This is a genomic window from Vibrio sp. NH-UV-68, from assembly GCF_042940635.1.
Lineage (GTDB): Bacteria > Pseudomonadota > Gammaproteobacteria > Enterobacterales > Vibrionaceae > Vibrio > Vibrio pacinii.
This window is the reverse complement of record NZ_CP134976.1, coordinates 431,325-451,624: the sequence shown is the minus strand read 5'-3', so window position 1 is coordinate 451,624 and position 20,300 is coordinate 431,325. Positions and strand designations below refer to the sequence as shown.

Here is a 20,300-nt window from a genome sequence, read left to right as displayed (position 1 = left end):
GACAACTAAGTTTCCTAATAATATGGTCTCACCAGAACATATTGTTAGGAAACATGCCAGCAACGACCAAACTAGTATCCATTCAGTTGCAACTGATGTTGTTTTACTAAGTTCATTTTTTTCTTATATGATTCAATCAGTTCTTGTTTACTTTTACCTTTATTATCGAAAAATAGAGCACCTTGCTTTTGAAGTAGTGGATAGAAATTTTCTACCATCTCAAGAACAGTATTGACTCGTTTTATCGTGGTTGGCGTACAGCTTTTACCATCTAGGTCATCTTCTATATCCAAAACATTCGAGCGGAACATCTCTAATGTAAATAAGTTTTCTAAAGCGTCATCACTTTCAAGAGCGGTTAGATATTGATCTCTTAACGACTCTGAATAGTGCAAGATGGCGCTATCAGCATGATGACATTCAAGCCATGCTATTTTACCTTCTAAAACACTTACTGCCGCTTGTTTGACATTACGAAACACCGCTATGGACTGGTGGTGAGAGTAATCTTGCTCTAGCAGCCAACCAGAAAAGAATCGCGTTTCAAACCGTTCACAAAATTGGAACAGTGGAGAATTTGTACCATCACTATTAAACTCGGTCAGCGGATCAAATGCGTACATATAGCCGAAATCAAATAGCCATAATTTCTGGTTGCGATCGACTAATAAATTACCAGAACACAAATCCCACTCGAACAAACCGACTTTTTCACACTCAATTAATGTAGAAAATAGCTGTGATAGAAGTGACGGTGTAAGCTCTTTGATTGGTTCTCCCTCAACCCAATCGGACAAGATAATACCAAGACGATAATCTGCGTAAACCGTCTCAACGATGCACCTGAATGATGCAGATGTTTGAGGATCATCTTTAAGCTTTTGGGAATCAAAGCGGCGTTGCACTTCATTAAGAAAAGAGAACTGACCATCAAGGTTTTTTACTCGAGCGACTGGACGCTTTTTCTTTAACGTGTACTCCTTTGCACCAAGACGGATACGATATACTTCTGCCGTCAAACCACTTTTAAATGTTTGCACTACGTATGGTGAATCACTGGTGGTTAAAGCTAGTTGCTTAGGTGATATTGGACATTTTTCAATATTGCCAACGATTAAATTGGCATCACTGTTCTCAAATTGCCGTTGTATTTTGTGACGAGTCATCTTGCTACATTCCGTTGTTGCTCTTATTGGTATAACAACGTTACCAAAACACTAACCGTTACATATCACCCATAATGATGATCAGCTAAGGCTTAGATCTAAGGTGTAGTGGTGGACTAACAGTTGAGCACTCTGGTAAGTAAGGGGCCCAGATTTGTACAGACACATGTCCTTTTCACCACGTGAACTGATAACTTGATGCCTATTTGACAACGCAGCCAAGAGAAATACAATACATATACGTTTCACATATAAATCGCATACATATGGGTATTGTCAAAATCTCAGAAGAACTTCATGAAGAGCTTCGCAAAGCAAGTTCGGTCATGTCACGTTCAATCAACTCACAAGCGGAGTTTTGGATCAAAATGGGCATGCTAGCCGAACTGCACCCTCAACTTTCATTTAATCAAATCATGGCGGACTTGATGCAATCTGCGAATGTTTCCGCTGCAAACATTGCAACGACTGAAGAGAATAATGATGCATAGCCAAGTACTGATTAAATCAGAAGATGAAATCGCGCTTATGCGAGAATCAGGAAGGTTACTCGCGCAAGTTTTTAAGATGCTCGACACATACGTCCAGCCGGGCATCTCTACGATGGATATCAATAACAAAGTTGAGCAGTATATTGTTAATGAACTCAATGCTCGCCCTGCAAGTAAAGGGCAGTATGATTATCAATACGTTTTAAACTCATCTATTAATGACGTAGTGTGCCATGGAGTACCTAAAGAGGCAGAAACGTTAAAGAGCGGCGATATTATCAATCTAGACATTACTCTAGAAAAGAATGGATTCATTGCTGACTCAAGCAAAATGTATGTGATGCCATCAGCCTCACCGCTTGCAATCCAATTGGTAAATACAACCTATAACGCTATGTGGGAAGGTATTAAGCGAGTAAAACCCGGTGCAAAACTTGGTGATATTGGTTATGCGATTCAACGATATGCAGAGTCCCATGGGTACAGTATTGTCAGAGAGTATTGTGGACATGGAATAGGTCGGGAAATGCATGAAGAACCGCAAGTGCTTCATTACGGCCTTCCAAATAGTGGCCTCACTTTAAAAGAAGGAATGATATTCACCATCGAACCAATGGTGAATCAAGGTACCGCGAAGATAAAGACCAAAAAAGATGGTTGGACTGTCGTTACTAGAGACAAGAAGCTTTCTGCTCAATCTGAACATACTGTATTAGTCACAAGTTCAAGCTATGAAGTTCTTACGTTGAGAGAAGAAGAAAAACTGCCAATGATGTGAACCACATAAACAAGCAGGTGTGTAGTAACGAAGGGTTGAGATAAGAAATAGGTATATTGTCCCAGTCAATCCTAAGTGGTGACTACATCGCGTACTAAAACACAAAAAGCCCGCTGATGACTCAGCGGGCTTTTCTAAATGTGGCGGAGAGATAGGGATTTGAACCCTAGGTACGCTATTAACGTACGCCGGTTTTCAAGACCGGTGCTTTCAACCACTCAGCCATCTCTCCGTTGCGGTAGGTATATTAGGTTCAACCCCTAGAGTTGTAAAGCAAAAATTCATACAACCTAGTTTAAGTGTTTAGATTATAAGCAGTTATTGGCATGACCGTTTCCTTCTTGTTTAAATCATTGTTAAAAAAGATCCACAAACAACTTTAGCTCTATGCATTCAATAAAATAGTGTTTTATTTTTAATTGCATGATTTAATTGAATAAAACAGTGTTCAGTTAACACTTGTACGCTCGAAAACAATTGCACAACAGTGTGAACTGTATCAAAATTAGCGTATTAACCGAGTAATTTTGCTTAGAACTGAGGTTTTATGAAAGTCGCAGACTTATTTAAACATCGTGGTGATACAAACTCTAAACAGCATTCAGAATTTATGCAGTGGATGACCCCTACTGTACGCGAATACTGGGGAGAAATTGTCAACAAGGCTCATAACCGCCACTTGTTTACGCGTCTACGTGATTTCAATGCACCTGCAGTCAACGACGAGATACAACTCCCAGTTGATCAGCCCAAAACTACGCAGCCAAAACCGTTTGAACTCAAGCCAGAAGCGCAAAAAGTCTATCTAGAGTTGCAACAACAAATCGGCCAAGTGATTCATACTGGCGATTGGTTGGGTATTTCTCAAGAACGTATTAACCAATTTGGTCAAGTTACTGAAGACATGCAGTGGATCCATACCGATCCAGAGCGTGCTGAAACTGAGTCTCCTTTTAAAACGACGATTGCACACGGTTTTTTAACCCTAGCTTTGTTGCCTAAGTTGACTGACAGCGTAGATCCAGACAATAACCTATTTCCTACCGCTAAGATGGTCGTCAATATTGGTTTAAACCAGGTACGCTTTCCGTATCCCGTTAAACCCGGTGATAAAATACGTGCAGTGAGCACCTTAGCTAAAGTTACTCCAATTCGTAAAGGCTTAGAAATAGAGCGCGAAATCAAGGTTGAAATTGAAGGTATTCGTCGCCCAGGGGCCGTGATTACGTCAGTAATTCAACTGCATTTCTAAATATTCAAACAATAAAAAAGGATACCTCGCGGTATCCTTTTTTATTTGCCTTAGATTATTGCCCAACGGTGTAGCAGCATCCCAGTGGATAATCCTCACCATTTTTAGCCGTGTATTCTTTCTCTTCTTTACATGCTCTCGGTTTGCCTTGCGCATCCCCTTTCACTAGGCTGATCCAGTGTCGCATTGCTGCCATTTCGGCCATCTCTTGCGGGAATGTGGTGCATGTTTCCAATTGAATGTCTTCAATGTCAATTAACTCAATACAACCTGTCCCTTTGTGATAGCCAAATGTCACCTCAACATGGCTACCTGTACCATCACGGAACAAGATAGATTCTGGATCTTCCTTTTCACCCGTGTAAGCCACAAAGTGCTTTGGATGCTTTAAGCCACTGTGGCTACCATCTTTGAAATATGCCATCACGTGACGGTAGTCGATAACGTAAGCGGTAACTTCTTTGTGCGAGCCGCTCTCTAACGGAAACAGGCGATCAAGCAACTGTTTGGCTTTTACTTGTTTTTCCATCGCTTGGCTTGTTTCTACCGCGAAGACTGCTTCAGCGATAAATGGCTTATTTTGTTTTTGGATTTCAGTCTTATCGAATGTCAGCATGTTCATAGCGTTTCCCTCGCGGATATTGCACAACTTTTAAGTCCTAGAGCAAATATTCCAAATTGGCATTTAACTGTTTTGCTAATTTGTGACTTTGCTTACTTTGTATACTAGTGAATTTTTGACTACAATTTCACAACAAAAATTTTACAGTGTGAATTTTACAAAATGGCCGTGTCAAAAAGCTTAATTCGTCAATCTCATTTTTTAGGGACTAAGATACGAAATCTTAGGAAACGCAACCATTTAACCATGGAGGATCTCTCTGCGCGTTGCATTAGAGTCAGCCCAGAATATGCACCTTCGGTCTCCTACCTCTCGATGATCGAGCGCGGAAAACGAGTGCCTAGTATTGATATGTTGGAAGTCATCGCTGAAGTTTTCCAAAAGGATCCGTCTTGGTTTTTAGATGATGAACCAGAGCAAGCTGACATCACCCCAGATAAAGGCAACCGCGGTGGCATCAGCGGCATGGCTCTAGAGCCGAGTTTCTTGTTTTCTAATGACATCTTACAAATCGCCATTCCCGAGATGTTATCGCAAACGGGTATTACTGGCCGCCAATTTGCTCATCTGTTGATCCGCGCTCACCAAGAGAGCAATCAAAATCACTTTCCCGATCTTGAGCGCGCAGCCGAAGAAGTCGGGCTGAAACGACTCAATCTCTCAGCAGAAGATCTCATGGACATCGCGCGTAGTTTGGGATTAACGATACGTTGGATTTCACGTCCACCGAAAGATGTGGTTGATGAACTTGGTGTTAGTGCCAAACAAGTGGTTACCTCATTTTTTGAGCCACCCGGTACAATATTTCTCAATGAAGTCCTTAAGCACTACCCTACTCGGCTCAAATACGATTTATCTGTCTATATAGGTCACTGCGTATTGCACAGTAAAGAAGGGTTAAAGAGTGTGCTTTCCGTCGGCCATGCCAATAGCTGGGAAGAATACGATCAAGCAACGCCAACATCAGAGCTAAACTCACAAGATATTTTGCAAGCGTGGCGTGATTTTGAGTCGAGTTTTTTCGCCGGAGCCCTACTCTGCCCTAAAGTCCCGTTTAGGCAATTGCTTGACCGCAGTGGCTATGAAATTGATGTGCACCAAAAGGCTGGAGTGTCGCCTTCTGTCGCTATGCGTCGCATGACCGTCGTATCCCCTTACCCACACTGGCATTATTTTGATGCGTATGGGCAGAACAAACTCAAAGCCGTCTACCGTGGTAATGGCATTCCGCTTCCTTGGGGGAATATGCGCAAAGTGAATGATCCTTGTCAGCACTGGGCCGTTTTTCGTCGTCTTTCTGAGCCACAACAGGGAAGCTCCGCCCAGATATCCATTCTTAATGTGGGTGATGAACCAAGAATATACTGCTGTGAATCCGTTAACATGACCGATCCTGCCGGAAACAATCGTGTCCTGTGTGCCGGGATAGATTTAAACCCAGCGATCGATGCACAGGGTGGAAACTCACTGGAAATAGCTGAAGAGTTAAAAGCGCTGTGTGTCGGCAATGGGGGCAGTGCGCCTATTCCTCGTCATATGCAGAAAGAATTCACCACCGTCGCAAAAATTCTCAATATTAATTGGATAGAGCGAGGTATTCAGTCTGATGCCAGAGTGATTTGTTCAAGAGGTGCAGTATGCCCAAGAAAACCTAGTTGCTATAACGGCTGCCAAGACGCGGGCGCTTAATAGAAAAAAAGCCAATCACAACAATCGTGATTGGCTATATATATTTGTGAACAAAATAGGTTCACTAACAACGTCAGTTGGCTAGGTGACCCTCGGCTTAATAAGGGTCAACTAATATTAAGCATTTAGCGTGCCAACTTTCAAAGCACTGTATAGCGTCTATTTTGCACAAAAAACCGTCCATTTCACAAAAACTAGGCGCATAATACTTTTTCATGCTGCAATTCAATGCAAAATGCAAATATTCGCCATTGCATATTGCAATTTAAATACTCTCTCCACACTCGATCTGATAACCAAGATCAATACTGTCTTGCCAACTATCAGCGCCCTTTAACCGCTCAATTAATTGACTGGCTGCTACACGACCGATCTCTTCACGAGGTGTAACGACCGTCGCTAATCTCGGTATCATTGCTTGGCTAATATCGTGACCGTGAAACCCTGCAATGGCCATTTGTTCCGGCACCTTGATTCCACGTCGCTGACACTCATACAATGCCCCAATCGCTAAATCATCATTAGTACAAACAATCCCATCCACATCTGGGTGCAACTCAAGCAACTGACCTAAAAGCTTCGCTCCCAAGGTAAATGAAGATGCCTCTTCAGTTTGTAAACTGATCGGCAACTGCCCAACTTGCTCAACCGCACGCCGATAGCCTTGTAATTTAAGCCGAGTACGTTCATCCATACGCGCAGCAAAATATGCGACTCGCTTGCGTCCTTTCGCCTGAAGAGCTTTGGTCATATCAAGTGATGCTTGGCCATTATCAAAGCCCACCGCTTGTTCAATACGAGGTGAGTAACTATCCATAATCTCAATCACAGGGATAGACGCCGTTTTGAGCATTTTACGTGCTTTCTGAGTATGAATGTTCTCAGATAAAATAATTGCGTCAACATTGTAAGAGAGCAGTGAAGCGATACTTTGCTCCTCTAGCTCGGTGCTGTAGCTGTAGTGAGCAATCATAGTTTGATAGCCTGCAGGCGTCGTCACTGACTCTATACCTCGAATCACTTCGGCAAAAACTTGGTTAGTTAGAGACGGGACCAATACACCAATCGCATTTGACTTGGCGTTCGAAAGGATATCAGGGGCGCGATTCGGGATGTAACCGAGGTCTTCAACGGCTTGGTTAATTTTTTCTTTCAATGCATCCGATACTTGCGAAGGATCGCGTAAACAACGACTTACAGTCATTTTTGTCACACCGACTCTATCGGCTATATCCTGTAATGTCGGTCTTTTTTTCTTGTTGGCCATGACGGTTTTCTTATCATCGATATGTTGTGTTACTGGTAACATAGTACCTGCATCGAGAATAACTTTTATTGGTTTAGATAACAAAAAAGCGCTCACATGTCGGTGAGCGCTGATTTTATTGTAAAATTTGACGTTTTTCGTTTTCACTCCAGGTTAGGTGATAACGATTCGATTCGGCATCATCAAGCCGAGAATAGCCATGAGCCCCAAAGTAGTCTCGTTGCGCTTGAAGCAAATTCGCCGGTAGAACACCACAGCGTAATGAATCAAAATAGCTCAGCGCCGAACTTATTGCTGGCATTGGCACTCCCGACATCGCCGCATTGGCTACCGTTGAGCGCCAGCCGGAAGATTTAGCCTCGATTTGAGTGGCAAAGTCTTGTGCTAGCAGTAAGTTATCTAACTCCGGGTCATTTTGATACGCCTTGGTGATATCTTGTAAGAAGTGCGCTCGAATTATACAACCCGCTCGCCAGATCTTGGCGATGTTGGCGTAGTCCAATGCCCAACGTTCAGTACATGAGGTGGTTTTAAGTAGATCAAAGCCTTGCGCATAGACCGTCACTTTGGCACAAAACAGCGCATCATGCAGTTGTGTCAAAATGGCATCAACGTCAGAGAAGTTGACTTGCTTGAGTGGCGTGTTCAACTGTTTTTCCGCTTGCAAACGTAATGCTTTTTGGCCACTTTGCGCGCGGGCAAACACGGCCTGCGCGATTGTCGGTGCGGGTACACCGGCTTGAAGCGCATTAACGGCCGTCCAAAGCCCGGTTCCCTTCTGCCCTGCTTTATCAAGCACAACCTCAACCAATGGCTTATTGGTAATGGGATCGCTTGTTTGCAATATTTCAGCACTAATTTCCATTAAGTAGCTATTCAGCACACCTTGATTCCACTGGCCGAATATCTGCCCAATCTCAGCAGCACTTAGTCTCAGCGCCTGCGCCATGAAATGATACGCCTCACATATCAACTGCATATCGGCGTATTCAATCCCGTTATGCACCATCTTGACATAATGACCTGCACCAGCAGGACCCAAATAGGCCGCGCATGCTTCACCGCTTTCAAACGGCCCCACAGCAAGCCCATTACTATCGACTTTCGCCGCAATGGCTAACCACATAGGCTTAATATATTGCCAAGCTGATTGCTCGCCGCTAGCCATCAGTGACGGCCCAGTTCGAGCGCCAACTTCACCTCCAGACACTGCGGTACTGAAAAAACGCAATTTACCCTGATATTGCTGCTCTCGACGTTCACTATCTGTCCATAAGCTATTGCCAGTATCGATGACAATATCTTGCTTGGCTAAACCGGCGTTTAGTAAATCATCAATGACGTTATCAACAATTTCCCCAGCAGGAACCGATAAGGCGATCACCCTCGGTGTCTCAAGGCTTGCCAATAAATCGCTCAAAGACGTTAAGGCGATAAATCGTCCTTTATGGTCTTTTTGGCTCACCAACGCAGCTTCTGCAATGGCTTTGTCACGATGAACCGGATTGACATCAAAACCCGAGACATCAAACCCATGGTCAATCAGGTTCAGCGCCAAGCTTTTGCCCATAACACCTAAGCCTATCATCGCAATATTGGACTGACTCATCCTTGACGCTCCTTAATCGCTTGCAGTGCTTGCTGAAGCACACCTTCAATCGGCAATGAAATATCGATATGCAGTGCTTCATCACAACTCGGCTCAACAAGAGCCTCGAACTGGCTGCGTAGCATCGACTCACCGTTAAAATAATGATTGGCGCGCTTTTGATGACGAGCCCAAATGGTATCGAAGTCGCCTTTAAGATAAACAATCACCAACTCGGGGTTATTGTGACGAAGCACCTGACGATATTCGGGTTTGAGCGCAGAACAAGCGATCACTGCCGCGTCGTTATCGGTATAAATACGATTGAGCGTTTGTAACCACCCACTACGATCCTCATCGGTCAGCGGTATACCCTGACGCATTTTCTCGACATTAGCCTCGGGATGGTAGTCATCACCATCGTAAAAAGGTAACGCTAGGGCTTTTGCAATTTCGCTGCCGATCAAGCTTTTACCACAGCCTGATACACCCATCACTACTATTTTTTTTGCTTTCATTGGACAATACTATCCTTAGCCTTGTGGCTGATGCGAAGGCTGTGAATTCCAACTAAATAACGTTTCATTTTGTTTGGAAGCGCTTACTTCCACCACATCGCTAGATCTGGGAAGATAATCACTAGGCTCAAGACCAACACCTGCAAAGCGATGAATGGTAAGAGAGACGTAAAGATTTCTCCCAAGCTGATATCTTTTGGAGCCACTGATTTAAGATAGAAAGCGGCTGGTCCAAAGGGTGGCGAGAGAAAAGAGACCTGCATGTTAAGGCAGAAAACAACACCAAACCAAACCGGGTCAAATCCAAGGCCAGTAATAATGGGGACAAAGATTGGCATCGTAAGAAGTGCCACGCCGACCCAGTCAAGGAACATGCCGAGCACAAGCAAAATCACCATCATAATCAGCAAAGTACCCATCGCACTGCCACCACTTAGACTTAAAATAACTTCCTCGACAAAATCGATGCCGCCCATCAAGTTATAAATGCCCACCAGTGCACTCGCACCAATACCAATCCACATGATCATTCCGCACGTTCGCATCGTTGCGATAGCACTCTCTTTAAGCATGTTGAGACTCATTTCTCCGCGGATAATCGCAGAAATCATGATACCAACGACGCCCAATGCAGAGGCTTCGGTGACAGAGGCGATACCAGTATAAATACTGCCTAGTACCACGGCGACTGAGAGCAACGGGAAGAACAACGCCTTGAAGTAACTGACTTGAGGTTCGTCTTCTTCGTCACTGTCACTTGGAATCGGTGCCAACGCAGGGTTTAACTTACAACGAATAAGCACATAAGCGATGTAGAAGCCTGCGAGAATAAACGCCGGAAGAAACGAGGCTTTGAACAAATCACCAATCGAAACGCTCGCGGTCATGCCATAGATAATAAGTACAATACTTGGCGGTAACATCGTTCCCAGTGCGCCGCCAGCACACGTGGTACCAATCGCCAACTTTCGGTCGTAACCCAATCTCAGCATTTGCGGCAAGGCTAAAATACCAAGCAGTACGGTTTCTCCCCCAATAACCCCTGACATTGATGCCAACAATACCGCCACCAAAAGAGTCTGTACGGCTACACCACCACGGACTTTACGCCCGACGGATTTCATTGCATCAAACAGATCTTTGGCAATGCCTGAGCGATCGAGCAGCGCGGCCATCAACACAAACATCGGCACCGCTAAAAAGACATAACCAGAGGCAAAACTGTAAGTACGACTAGCAATCAGGGGCACTGCATCAGGGCCAAACCAAAACAGGGTAAAAAAGATCGCAACAAAACCGGTCACAAAAGCGAGCTGCATCCCTGTTAGCAACAAAGCGATCATCATTACCAGCATCAGGATACTACCCCATGCTAGGCCGATTGAAGATAAATCAAACATCGTCATTATTCCTTAGCCCAGCAATCTCTTGGATTAGGTGCAATACATATTGGACAACGAGAATACATAGGACGACAAAAATCAGTCCTTTGAGCAAAGCTGGGTATGGTGCGTTGAGCACAGAACCCGAGGTTTCGAGCCTGAGTTCGCCCCATGGCGTAAACCAAGCTTCTTTAGCAAGAGAATAAGAGGCATAGGCCAACATGCCTGCAAAAGCCAAACCGACAATATGATGAACCATATTGAGGTATTTGCGCGTCTGATGGGAGACAGCGTCGTATATCAACACCACTCGGACATGCCTATTGGCTGCAAACGCGTAAATACCACCAACAATGAATAGCGAACCACCAATAAACGAGGCGGTCTCGTGAACCCAAGTGGTAGGAGCATCAAATGCGTAGCGCATCACCACTTCATAAAATGAAATCAGCACCGTAAAAATAAAAAACCAGCTGAGTAGGTTACTGATTTTAATAATCGCACGATCAAGAACATTTCTTGGCTGTTCTTCGGGCTCTCGGGTGGAGTGAGGCGTGTTATCATTCATAAAAAATCCCAAAAATTAGGAGGGCATAACCCTCCTACGAGAAGCGAGACAAGGGCGTAAGAAATTACAGTAGGCCGTTGGTTTCTAGGAAGCGAGTGACAGAGTCATACACTTTTTGTGCATTTGGAGAACGCTCAGCAAATACCTTCCATTGTGTTTTCGCGATTTCACGGAATTTCTTACGCTCTACGTCCGACCAATTGTGAATCGTGATCTCTGGATTAGCTTGCGCTTCTTTTACTGCGGCCATGTCCGCCATTTTTAGCTGCGTAGTCATGTCGTAAGAGAAATCACGTACCGAGGTTTGCAAAATAGTCTGCAGATCAGCTGGCATTTTGTCCCACTTCTTCTGTGATATAGAGATATCAATCAAGGGCAAAGAGTGAAAGCCTGGCTGTACTGGGTGAGTTGCGATGTCATTCATGCCTGCTTTTTGGTTGGTTGAAAACACCGTGTAATCTGCAGCATCGATGACACCTTTACTTAAGCCAGTAAAAACTTCTGAACCAGGCAGGTTTACTGGGGTTGCGCCCGCCGCTGCGAAAACTTGCTGCACCAACCCTTCAGGGGCGCGCAGTTTAAGACCTTTCAGATCATCGACACCATCAATTGGTTTTTTCGAGATAAAGGACTCAACACCCGTAGTCGACGCGCCAACAAACTTCACACCGTAAGGCGCATAAAGTTCGGTCATGAGCTCATTACCACCGCCATAGTTCATATATTGCAGTAGTTGGGTAGTATCAGACCAAGCACCAACCATATTGCCAATCAAGCCAAACGCTGGATCTTTCCCCGAAAAGTAACCCGTGGCTGTCACTTGACCATCAAGGATACCCATTTTGATGGCACCTAACGTTTCAGTATGCTTGACTACCGAACCGACAGGCAGCAAGTCAATCTCGATACGTCCGTTAGACATTGTCTCGACGCGCTCTGCCCAATTTTGTTGAACTTTATAGTTCAAATCTCCCGACGGATCAGAAGATTGAATTTTTAGATTGAAGTCAGCTGCTAAGGCAGAGACGGAAAAGAGACCAGTGATAGAGGCAGCAAGCAGAGTTTTGGTCATTGCTTTCATAGTAGGGGTATCCTTGTTTTGTTTCAGTTATCCAATCAAGTCAGAGTGACTCTTAGATAGGCTACCGGGTATAATTCTTATGTTACCGGTAACTTCAGGAGTAATGTTACCGGTAACAAGCAAGTGTTTGCAGAGACATGAATCACATTTATTTAATGTGTTATGACAACATTTAACAATAAAAAGAGGAAGTGTGAATCAGCCCACGCCAAAAGACTATGAGTCAGGTAGCGCTGAACTTAAGACTAACGTTTACGAAATACCCAGATAGGACCAATAAGCAAAAACTGCACATCAGCAAAAAATGATGGTTTCCTACCTTCGATTTTATGGCCAATAAATTGAAGCAACCACAACACAGAAAACAGAAGCAAACAAACTAACAATACTGATACCTGAAGCAGTTCTAGCGACCAAATTAGCGAGATGCAAGCAAGCGTAAAACCAAGCATCATTAAGAACACGCTCAGCGATAAACGATAATAAAATACCATCACAGGTATCGCAGTTACCCACACCCAGTTTAGGGTAAAACCATAGAGTTGAAGCTCTGGAATTGACCAGATAAGGCCCACCACAGATAAAAAAATCCCAGGCACCGCGATCTTATGGATGGTTTGATTGAGTGGATTTTGATGACTTTCGCCATATTCAGCCAACCATTGAGCAAGGTCTTTCATACGCCATCACCTAAAAATGTTATCTATCATTTCTATAGCATGAGTTTGGCAAACCTGCTGCGACAGGGCATCAATCTGTGATATTTTTGTGTTTACGACGATGCTTTTCTTGATACATACGCTTATCTGCTAACTTCAGCATTTCATCAATATCAGTAAAATCATCTTGATAGACGGCATAACCCACACTGACCTTAAGATTAATTAGATAATGTTCATAAATCACTGGCGTTTGGCAAATCGCTTTTTGTAGCGCGAGGTTAATAATATCAATATCTTCGACCTTTTCGATTCTCGGCAATAATATTAAGAACTCATCGCCTCCCAAACGAGCAACAACATCAGAGGTGCGCAATACGCTTCTTAATCGCTCAGCAGTCGCAATCAGCACTTTATCACCAGCCGAATGACCATAGGTATCATTGATAGTTTTGAACTCATCCAAGTCTATATTTAATATCGCAAAAGACTCGGCTCCAGAACCTTTTTTTATTGCATCAAAATGCTCACTAAGGGTGAACATAAAGTAACGTCGATTGGGCAGATGAGTCAGTTCATCTTGCAGTGAACGCTTACTAGCGGTTAAGAACAATCGATAAGTCATCGCAAATGCCGCGATTAACAAAGCAATCATTGGATAACCGATTAAACGCACCACGTGCACACGATACCAAGAACTATTCGATAGTAGATCTTGCTTCGCTGATGCAGCAACAACCCAACTGCCATAGGGAAAATGGACAGATTCAATCGCAAACGCATCATCAAACGTCGATTGTAAGCCATAAAAAAGTTCACCATCCATCCCTTTACTGTCAGTACCACGTATCGCTAGGTTATGACTGAACTCAAACGAGGCGATACCGGCATCAGTAAACAGCGACTGCAGTGATATCACCAGACTGCACACACCCCAATACCTTGTGTTGTAGGGAGGATCGGTAAAAATTGGCAATCGAGCAATCAAGGCTCGCCCGCCTTGAACGAGGTCAACCGGCCCTGCAATAAAGATCTCTTGGATCTGCTGCGCTTTTTTAATGGTTCGCCATTGTCCGGGAATGGTTCGATAATCGAGCCCAAGGGCTTGCTCATTACCTTGGAGTGGATAAATATGTTCAATGACGTCATTAGGTGCTAATCCAATTAGCTCAACATGACGGCTTTTGCGTAAAACCGTTGAGGCAATCAGTGCCCAACCAGAGAACTCGAAATCAGTATCTGACGCCACTAAAGCAGAAAGACTGTTGGCAACATAAACATCAGACACGATTGCTGTTTCTAATTCAGAACGCACGTTAGAGAGCTCTTCTTTCGCCTTCGCCAATAAGCTGTCACGTAGAAAGGACTTTTGGCTTCGGTCAAGAGATTCAACCAAGCCTATAGAAAAAACGAATGAAATCAAAAACAAGCTCTTAATAAAGTAATGCTTGCCTAGGCGATAGGCCATTCTTCCCCCACATATCGTGCAATGCGTGCAATCTTTGTTGATGAAACCACTTCACCTACCCACGCCAAAATAAATGTTAAAATTTATAGTTATTGTATGAAAATACATTAGTTCAATAATAAATTCACCGTTTAATCGATAAATTTATTAATAAGCAAGAGTGACTTGTTGAATAGATGTAATCAAGCAAAATTCACCCATCGCTGACTCCTTGCTCACATTCAGAGCACCAATAACAGTTACATTAACGTGTTTATTGTGGTTGATTATAGTCGAAGGTCATTATTATGCGTCGAACGCTTGTTCGGTTATTGTTGGGTATTGTTGTTAGCTGTTCTGTGTCTGCCACGACTCAAACAGACAGCTTCGCAGCTTCTGCGGATCTGATTCGTAATACCTACGAGCGCCAACTGTATACATTGCCAGCGTTTAAAGAAGGCCATTATGGTTTACGCATGTATCGCCAAACCCTTGACCCTAAATACTCAGCGGCAGTCTGGACCGACATGGCGCGAGTTGCGAGTCGACTCAACCGCTTCGCCGCAGAGGTGAATACACCAGAGCAAATACTTCTCTATGCAAGTAGACGACTAGCAAGTTACGCAAACGACAATGATGAGCGAAGTCAGCGTCGATATGCCGTCACCAAGCACACACCTGAATACATTTACCTGGGCGTAGATCTACTGGGTTCGATGGCTCGTGCTAACGAGTACGGCCTAAAGCACCAACAAGATAAAAAATTACGCGAAGTGATTCGCCGATATGACTTTGGTCGATACGCGACAGATCAAGAGATGATCAAAGCTTGGGCCGCGCAACTGGCAAACCAAGTCTTTTGGCTGCGCCAACTGGGCGAGCAAGATGTTGTAGAGCCCTTTATTGAAGCGTTCAGACACGCGTACCCCGATGATAAAGATAAAAGCTTAAGTGCCCAACAGTACGGCAATAAGATCTACGGTTTAACCCACATTATCTTCGCCGACTCTGCGTACTATCAGCATCAAGTTGATGAAAAGCAATACCAGTGGATTTACAATTATTTACGCAACAATATCGACACTATATTACTGCGAGCAAAAGAAGATGTGATTGCTGAAGTAGGAATTAGCTTTCTTCTCGCTGGGTTAGATCAAGACCCTGTCGTTGAAAAAACCCGTCAAGTAATTCAACGCGCTATTGATAGAGATAAGGGCATGATACCTTCAGTTTCTGGTGACTTTGATCTTAAATATGGCGAACATCGCAACGTATTAGCGATCATGTTACTTGACTGGCAGTCAGTCAATCATGCCCCTACTTTAGAAAGCGATCCTAGTGTGTTTTCTAATCTGCCTTATGGCCTTGTTGCTATCAAATCACATTGAGTGATTTTATTCAGCACAAGGAACTAACCCGCAACAAGTTAACTAATGCTAAATAATTAGAACATTTATTTATAAGCATCTGCTTATTCATAGCTTATTGACCGCAATCACGACCTTATCACAACTGACAACAAACCAATGCGAGTACTTTTTCTTTTTAAAATACAAACCGTTAGATCATTATCAATAACAATTTTTTCTGTCATGACAAAAAAGAATAAGCATTAATACGCATAATTGAAGGCATAAACACAATATCTCTATTTCTTTTTCTTGGTTCAGACTTTCTTTTTTCATCTAGACTTTGCTTGAGGGATTTCGTATCGAGGAAACTATCAGTATGCCACGATTTGCAGGGCAGAAAATCAAAGAAATGGCTGACATGAAATCAACGCGTAAGCGTAATATTGTCATGCTTTGCTCTGTGGTGGGTGTTTTTTATCTCGCGCTTTACAGTGTGGTTCGTTTTACCCAACAGGATTACTTTCTCGGTCAACTTAATCTTTTCTCTTCAGTCATCTTAGTGCTAAACATCATTTATCTGCTACGCGCCACACAACCTATTTATTCAAATATCATTCTCAGCACGATACTGATACTCCACGCCATGCTGTTTCTCACCAATGGTGACAATATTACACAGCGCCTTTTGTGGCTTTATCCTATCGCTTGCGTACTCATTTTCGTTAATCCGTTTAAATTAGGGCTGGCACTTAGCTCACTTTTTTGTGTCTCCACCTCTTATTTCCTGATATCGGCTAAGTGGGCTACGCTAGCTATGGATACGCCTGAAATACGCTTTCTACTCAGCCTGTCTGCCCTGTCTATCTTGTGCAATATCTACGCCTTCTACTACGCGAGAATGTTGGCCTTCGTACAAGTACTGTATAAAGAAGGGATCGAAGATCTCGCCTATATCGACCAACTGACTGGGCTCGCCAATCGTTGGAGCTTTGAGAACTGGGCAATAGACAAGCTTGAAGAGCGTCAAAACAGTCAATCACTCACTGCGCTGGTATTCTTAGACATTGATAACTTCAAATTGATCAACGACAACTATGGCCATGATGTTGGTGACCGGGTATTAAAGCACTTTGCCAGCCGACTCAAAAACAACATCAGGAACAAAGATCGCTCAACCAATGAGCATGATTACTCGATTGCTCGTTTCGCTGGAGATGAGTTTGTGCTGTTATTATACGATGTGAAAAACATCGAAGATCTGGAAAACATTTTACAACGTATCAGTGGCTTGTTTACTAGTGAGTATCAGGTTACGGAGAGGATCAACCAACTGACGATAAGTGCGGGCGTAGCGCTCTACCCTGAAGATGCCGAAAACCTTGCCGAATTGACACGCTGCGCAGATAAAGCCATGTATGCGGCAAAACATTCTGGTAAAAACCAATATCGATTTTATCGAAATGATCACCTCGAACTTAAACACCCTAAACCACTGGCAAGCGTCACTTCCATAAAAAAGGTTAGCGGGTCATGTACATGACCCAAAGAGAAATGGCCATAAAAACAATCATCCAAACTGCATAGCGAACTGTATTAGGCTTATCTTTTTTAGGTTGGATAACTGGCCTCAACGCTGCGCGTCTCGCCGCCCTAGCCGTAGAAGCGATCGTCGCTTTTTCATCATGTTCTTCACGACGCTTTTGCGCTTTTTGTGCCGCCTTACCAAAGCGATGTAATTGATCGGCAGTCAAATCCTGACTCGGGTCATACCGACTACTGGAGTCATTGTGTTTGGGAACGATAGCCATAACCACCTCCTCGCGAATAGACTGACATAAGTTAAGTATAGTCAACTCTGTTGTACGTAACTTTGATTAAAACTGAACAACAGTTCGACAAAACCGAAACCTACGATGAGAAAACTCATCTTTTGATACAAATCGCAATTACAATACCAAGTCACATAAACGAACTAATGCTATGATTTAAATCAGATTATCTTAATAGAAAAACTCGTCGTGCTGCCTGACTCCCGTTCTGGTTGTTCATTTGATAGGCAAAAAGCCGTGCTAAACACGGCTTTTGTTGAATAAAGAGAAGTGTCATTAACTCAAATATTCACATAAGTAGGCGGTCGATTGTGTCACTTGAAGATCAAAGGAAGCATCGCGCTCAACGTTGAATGACTCGCCCGCTTGGTATGTGACCCACTCACCGTCTGGAGCTAACTTCACCGTCAACGCCCCCTTAATGACAGTCATACGCTCAGGTGCAACGGTGCCAAAGGTGTATTCACCCGGTAACATTACGCCAACACTAGACTCTGCGTCTTGTTGACTAAAAGCCAGCGATTGTACTTGCCCATCAAAATAGCTATTGGCGTTAATCATTTCATCCTCCATGAATCCATATTCGATTGTTTAGTAGCTTCTTTTATCGCAAATATTCCCAGTCAGCAATCTGTTGTTATACCTTGAACCACACACTGCATTGATACAAAACACCAATATAAATTAATAATACAATGCATTGAGCCATCCAAAAGCCAAGCGCATCTACAACTAACTAAAAAAGAACACTTCAGCCAAGCTTTACTTCATATTGCGCAGTGAGCAAATTAATAAGCTAGACTTGATGACTAACTGAGTGAGCAAACTTTTAATCTGGGGTCAGGTTCAAAGTTCTTTTTATCAAAATTGCGTTAAGAAACGATCTCTTCCAAGCTAACAGTCTGCTATTTGATATTTCCTTTTCTTGATGTTTCCTTTTCCAAGGGATGAGCACACACTATTATGACCAAAGGCTCGACGTTCAAAACACTCGCTGTGGTAGTCTTTACCATTCTCACTCTGGGTTTTGGTGGCCTAATTTACTTTAGTTACCAAGACTATGTTGATCCGAAGCACGTCTATGGAAGCTGGATTGAGATCGGCGCTCCTCCTTATAAAACAGAAATCCTGACCTTAAACGAACAAGGCGTGTTTAGGAACGATAGACTCGTTGCGACGCAATTTGAATTTGATGGTAAACAGATCTTAATTAAAACGGGCCAAGGAACCGCGATATATCAAATTGCTGGCACCTTTAACTCCCCTCAACTGCGCCGCATACAACCCAATAGTCCAACTCAGCGCTTTATTAAGCAAGGGTTTGAAGAGACGATTGATATGGGCGGTGGGGGCTCAGCTAAAAACCGCCGTTCTGCGCTCTCTAATCACTTTGGTGATAACTAAGTGGCTGTCAACGCACTAGTTTGATATCAAGCTAGCCCGTATACTGAACCAAACTATCTGTAGGTCTAGATAAAAATAATGACAGCGTTCGTTGAAAACCTTCCGCCACCCATCGCTTCCTTGCTCCAAAGCTGGGATACCAATGTATTACTGATCACCCTCGCAAGTTTTCTGGCATGGATTGCATGGCGGTTGGCCTACAATCAGTTGCAAGTGTTAGTTGAAAAAACCAGCTTCCAATGGGATGACCTTGTTCTTGCTGCAATTAAAACACCGGTAAGTACCCTAATTTGGTGCTGGCCTGCTACCATTTCAATTGGTTTTTTGCTGCAAGATTACACCATTTCCAAACTCAACTGGTTGAGCACCTTAAAAGAGATTCTACTGATTGGCATTTTTCTCTGGATAGCGATTCGCCTAATCAACAATATTGAAGAGTACATTTTAGAGCAAAGAAAGCGCGACGAAACCACCGTACAAGCAGTAAGTAAAGTAGCGCGTTTATTCTTCGTGGTGATTGCCACTTTAACGGTAATGCAAACCTTCGGTTTGAGCCTTTCTGGCCTACTTACTTTCGGTGGTGTAGGTGGTCTGGTGGTCGGTTTCGCGGCCAAAGACTTACTGTCTAATTTCTTTGGTGGGATGATGATCTACTTTGATCGCCCGTTTAAAGTCGGCGATTGGATCCGTTCTCCTGATCGCCAAATCGAGGGGACAGTGGAGCGGATCGGTTGGCGTATGACTATTATTCGTACGTTCGATAAAAGACCGCTGTATGTCCCCAACTCAATATTCAGTAATATTGTGGTTGAGAACCCATCACGTATGCAAAACCGACGTATTAACGAAAATATCGGCATTCGTTATAAAGATGGTGGAAAAGTTGACGTCATTGTTTCAGATATCAAGACCATGCTGACCAATCACCCTGATATTGATGCGAAACAGACCTTAATCGTCAACTTCAATGGCTTTGGTCCTTCCTCGCTGACTTTAATGGTGTATACCTTTACCAAGACCGTCAATTGGATTCGCTACCACAAGGTAAAACAGGATGTGTTGCTAAAAATTTATGACATCATCAAACAACATGATGCTGATATCGCCTTCCCAACTCAAACCATCCAGTTAGAGCCACAACACGTCGGTGAGCTGCCAGTTAAACCACAGTAATTGTGCCTCGACCTTACGTAGCACAGTGCCTATC

General features: G+C 43.5%; 20 protein-coding genes and 1 tRNA gene. 8 read left to right on the top strand and 13 right to left on the bottom strand.

Going from position 1 to position 20,300, the window contains the following annotated elements:
• Positions 1 to 71: 71 nt before the first annotated feature.
• On the bottom strand, positions 72 to 1,166 hold the full coding sequence (locus ViNHUV68_RS16480; RefSeq protein ID WP_391091631.1) for a phosphotransferase: 1,095 nt from the start codon (positions 1,164 to 1,166) through the stop codon (positions 72 to 74).
• A gap of 266 nt (positions 1,167 to 1,432) precedes the next feature.
• Here ViNHUV68_RS16480 and ViNHUV68_RS16475 point away from each other — a divergent pair, with 266 nt between their 5' ends.
• Together ViNHUV68_RS16475 and map are read left to right on the top strand one after the other, a co-directional pair.
• Entirely contained in the window at positions 1,433 to 1,657 is a 225-nt protein-coding gene (locus tag ViNHUV68_RS16475; RefSeq protein ID WP_391091629.1) for a ParD-like family protein, read from the top strand.
• On the top strand, positions 1,650 to 2,435 hold the full coding sequence (gene map, locus ViNHUV68_RS16470; RefSeq protein WP_391091856.1) for a type I methionyl aminopeptidase: 786 nt from the start codon (positions 1,650 to 1,652) through the stop codon (positions 2,433 to 2,435). The genes ViNHUV68_RS16475 and map overlap by 8 nt, the downstream gene beginning before the upstream one ends.
• 141 nt (positions 2,436 to 2,576) lie before the next feature.
• Here the strand turns inward: map and ViNHUV68_RS16465 are convergent.
• A tRNA-Ser gene (locus ViNHUV68_RS16465) sits at positions 2,577 to 2,667 on the bottom strand.
• Between the two features lie 315 nt (positions 2,668 to 2,982).
• Here ViNHUV68_RS16465 and ViNHUV68_RS16460 point away from each other — a divergent pair.
• Positions 2,983 to 3,687, top strand: a complete 705-nt coding sequence (locus ViNHUV68_RS16460; protein WP_038177529.1) for a MaoC family dehydratase — start codon at positions 2,983 to 2,985, stop codon at positions 3,685 to 3,687.
• A 55-nt stretch (positions 3,688 to 3,742) separates the two neighbouring features.
• On the opposite strand, the gene ViNHUV68_RS16455 is transcribed toward ViNHUV68_RS16460, so the two are convergent.
• On the bottom strand, positions 3,743 to 4,309 hold the full coding sequence (locus tag ViNHUV68_RS16455; RefSeq protein ID WP_391091627.1) for a hypothetical protein: 567 nt from the start codon (positions 4,307 to 4,309) through the stop codon (positions 3,743 to 3,745).
• 162 nt (positions 4,310 to 4,471) lie between these two features.
• On the opposite strand from ViNHUV68_RS16455, the gene ViNHUV68_RS16450 reads away from it, so the two are divergent.
• Positions 4,472 to 5,998, top strand: a complete 1,527-nt coding sequence (locus ViNHUV68_RS16450; protein WP_391091625.1) for a DUF3612 domain-containing protein — start codon at positions 4,472 to 4,474, stop codon at positions 5,996 to 5,998.
• A gap of 265 nt (positions 5,999 to 6,263) precedes the next feature.
• On the opposite strand, the gene gntR is transcribed toward ViNHUV68_RS16450, so the two are convergent.
• From gntR to ViNHUV68_RS16410, 8 genes are all read right to left on the bottom strand, one after another.
• Positions 6,264 to 7,265, bottom strand: a complete 1,002-nt coding sequence (gene gntR, locus ViNHUV68_RS16445) for a gluconate operon transcriptional repressor GntR (protein WP_391091855.1) — start codon at positions 7,263 to 7,265, stop codon at positions 6,264 to 6,266.
• Between the two features lie 115 nt (positions 7,266 to 7,380).
• On the bottom strand, positions 7,381 to 8,874 hold the full coding sequence (gndA, locus tag ViNHUV68_RS16440; RefSeq protein ID WP_391091623.1) for an NADP-dependent phosphogluconate dehydrogenase: 1,494 nt from the start codon (positions 8,872 to 8,874) through the stop codon (positions 7,381 to 7,383).
• Positions 8,871 to 9,371 carry a gluconokinase gene (locus tag ViNHUV68_RS16435; RefSeq protein ID WP_038177534.1) on the bottom strand — a complete coding sequence of 167 codons (501 nt, stop codon included), beginning with the start codon at positions 9,369 to 9,371 and terminating at the stop codon, positions 8,871 to 8,873. The genes gndA and ViNHUV68_RS16435 overlap by 4 nt, the downstream gene beginning before the upstream one ends.
• An 83-nt stretch (positions 9,372 to 9,454) precedes the next feature.
• Positions 9,455 to 10,771 (bottom strand): TRAP transporter large permease subunit, encoded by a 1,317-nt coding sequence (locus ViNHUV68_RS16430; protein WP_038177535.1) that lies wholly within the window; start codon positions 10,769 to 10,771, stop codon positions 9,455 to 9,457.
• Positions 10,764 to 11,321, bottom strand: a complete 558-nt coding sequence (locus tag ViNHUV68_RS16425; RefSeq protein ID WP_038177536.1) for a TRAP transporter small permease subunit — start codon at positions 11,319 to 11,321, stop codon at positions 10,764 to 10,766. The genes ViNHUV68_RS16430 and ViNHUV68_RS16425 overlap by 8 nt, the downstream gene beginning before the upstream one ends.
• 64 nt (positions 11,322 to 11,385) lie before the next feature.
• Complete coding sequence (locus ViNHUV68_RS16420; protein ID WP_038177537.1) at positions 11,386 to 12,402, bottom strand: TRAP transporter substrate-binding protein; 1,017 nt, start codon at positions 12,400 to 12,402, stop codon at positions 11,386 to 11,388.
• A gap of 245 nt (positions 12,403 to 12,647) precedes the next feature.
• On the bottom strand, positions 12,648 to 13,082 hold the full coding sequence (locus ViNHUV68_RS16415; protein ID WP_038177538.1) for a DUF962 domain-containing protein: 435 nt from the start codon (positions 13,080 to 13,082) through the stop codon (positions 12,648 to 12,650).
• A gap of 70 nt (positions 13,083 to 13,152) precedes the next feature.
• On the bottom strand, positions 13,153 to 14,529 hold the full coding sequence (locus ViNHUV68_RS16410) for a diguanylate cyclase (RefSeq protein ID WP_391091620.1): 1,377 nt from the start codon (positions 14,527 to 14,529) through the stop codon (positions 13,153 to 13,155).
• A 287-nt stretch (positions 14,530 to 14,816) separates the two neighbouring features.
• Here ViNHUV68_RS16410 and ViNHUV68_RS16405 point away from each other — a divergent pair, with 287 nt between their 5' ends.
• The gene (locus tag ViNHUV68_RS16405) at positions 14,817 to 15,896 is read left to right on the top strand and encodes a DUF3541 domain-containing protein (RefSeq protein ID WP_391091618.1); all 1,080 of its coding nucleotides are present in this window, start codon (positions 14,817 to 14,819) and stop codon (positions 15,894 to 15,896) included.
• A 340-nt stretch (positions 15,897 to 16,236) separates the two neighbouring features.
• Complete coding sequence (locus ViNHUV68_RS16400; protein ID WP_038177542.1) at positions 16,237 to 17,400, top strand: GGDEF domain-containing protein; 1,164 nt, start codon at positions 16,237 to 16,239, stop codon at positions 17,398 to 17,400.
• On the opposite strand, the gene ViNHUV68_RS16395 is transcribed toward ViNHUV68_RS16400, so the two are convergent.
• Positions 17,381 to 17,668: a hypothetical protein gene (locus ViNHUV68_RS16395; protein WP_038177543.1), complete on the bottom strand. Its 288-nt coding sequence runs from the start codon at positions 17,666 to 17,668 to the stop codon at positions 17,381 to 17,383. The genes ViNHUV68_RS16400 and ViNHUV68_RS16395 overlap by 20 nt on opposite strands.
• Positions 17,669 to 17,965: 297 nt before the next feature.
• Positions 17,966 to 18,250 (bottom strand): pyrimidine/purine nucleoside phosphorylase, encoded by a 285-nt coding sequence (locus ViNHUV68_RS16390; protein ID WP_038177545.1) that lies wholly within the window; start codon positions 18,248 to 18,250, stop codon positions 17,966 to 17,968.
• 402 nt (positions 18,251 to 18,652) lie between these two features.
• Here ViNHUV68_RS16390 and ViNHUV68_RS16385 point away from each other — a divergent pair, with 402 nt between their 5' ends.
• The gene (locus tag ViNHUV68_RS16385; RefSeq protein WP_391091615.1) at positions 18,653 to 19,093 is read left to right on the top strand and encodes a DUF2850 domain-containing protein; all 441 of its coding nucleotides are present in this window, start codon (positions 18,653 to 18,655) and stop codon (positions 19,091 to 19,093) included.
• A gap of 78 nt (positions 19,094 to 19,171) precedes the next feature.
• Entirely contained in the window at positions 19,172 to 20,266 is a 1,095-nt protein-coding gene (locus ViNHUV68_RS16380) for a mechanosensitive ion channel family protein (protein ID WP_038177547.1), read from the top strand.
• Positions 20,267 to 20,300 lie beyond the last annotated feature (34 nt).

Excerpts from the sequence above, each read along its gene's own strand:
- ViNHUV68_RS16450 (WP_391091625.1), top strand. The coding sequence starts at position 4,472 with ATGGCCGTGTCAAAAAGCTTAATTCGTCAATCTCATTTTTTAGGGACT.
- ViNHUV68_RS16475 (WP_391091629.1), top strand. The coding sequence starts at position 1,433 with ATGGGTATTGTCAAAATCTCAGAAGAACTTCATGAAGAGCTTCGCAAA.
- ViNHUV68_RS16460 (WP_038177529.1), top strand. The coding sequence starts at position 2,983 with ATGAAAGTCGCAGACTTATTTAAACATCGTGGTGATACAAACTCTAAA.
- ViNHUV68_RS16435 (WP_038177534.1), bottom strand. The coding sequence starts at position 9,371 with ATGAAAGCAAAAAAAATAGTAGTGATGGGTGTATCAGGCTGTGGTAAA.
- ViNHUV68_RS16395 (WP_038177543.1), bottom strand. The coding sequence starts at position 17,668 with ATGGCTATCGTTCCCAAACACAATGACTCCAGTAGTCGGTATGACCCG.
- ViNHUV68_RS16400 (WP_038177542.1), top strand. The coding sequence starts at position 16,237 with ATGCCACGATTTGCAGGGCAGAAAATCAAAGAAATGGCTGACATGAAA.
- ViNHUV68_RS16430 (WP_038177535.1), bottom strand. The coding sequence starts at position 10,771 with ATGTTTGATTTATCTTCAATCGGCCTAGCATGGGGTAGTATCCTGATG.
- ViNHUV68_RS16420 (WP_038177537.1), bottom strand. The coding sequence starts at position 12,402 with ATGAAAGCAATGACCAAAACTCTGCTTGCTGCCTCTATCACTGGTCTC.
- ViNHUV68_RS16385 (WP_391091615.1), top strand. The coding sequence starts at position 18,653 with ATGACCAAAGGCTCGACGTTCAAAACACTCGCTGTGGTAGTCTTTACC.
- ViNHUV68_RS16425 (WP_038177536.1), bottom strand. The coding sequence starts at position 11,321 with ATGAATGATAACACGCCTCACTCCACCCGAGAGCCCGAAGAACAGCCA.
- ViNHUV68_RS16415 (WP_038177538.1), bottom strand. The coding sequence starts at position 13,082 with ATGAAAGACCTTGCTCAATGGTTGGCTGAATATGGCGAAAGTCATCAA.
- gndA (WP_391091623.1), bottom strand. The coding sequence starts at position 8,874 with ATGAGTCAGTCCAATATTGCGATGATAGGCTTAGGTGTTATGGGCAAA.
- gntR (WP_391091855.1), bottom strand. The coding sequence starts at position 7,265 with ATGGCCAACAAGAAAAAAAGACCGACATTACAGGATATAGCCGATAGA.
- map (WP_391091856.1), top strand. The coding sequence starts at position 1,650 with ATGCATAGCCAAGTACTGATTAAATCAGAAGATGAAATCGCGCTTATG.
- ViNHUV68_RS16455 (WP_391091627.1), bottom strand. The coding sequence starts at position 4,309 with ATGAACATGCTGACATTCGATAAGACTGAAATCCAAAAACAAAATAAG.
- ViNHUV68_RS16380 (WP_038177547.1), top strand. The coding sequence starts at position 19,172 with ATGACAGCGTTCGTTGAAAACCTTCCGCCACCCATCGCTTCCTTGCTC.
- ViNHUV68_RS16480 (WP_391091631.1), bottom strand. The coding sequence starts at position 1,166 with ATGACTCGTCACAAAATACAACGGCAATTTGAGAACAGTGATGCCAAT.
- ViNHUV68_RS16405 (WP_391091618.1), top strand. The coding sequence starts at position 14,817 with ATGCGTCGAACGCTTGTTCGGTTATTGTTGGGTATTGTTGTTAGCTGT.
- ViNHUV68_RS16390 (WP_038177545.1), bottom strand. The coding sequence starts at position 18,250 with ATGATTAACGCCAATAGCTATTTTGATGGGCAAGTACAATCGCTGGCT.
- ViNHUV68_RS16410 (WP_391091620.1), bottom strand. The coding sequence starts at position 14,529 with ATGGCCTATCGCCTAGGCAAGCATTACTTTATTAAGAGCTTGTTTTTG.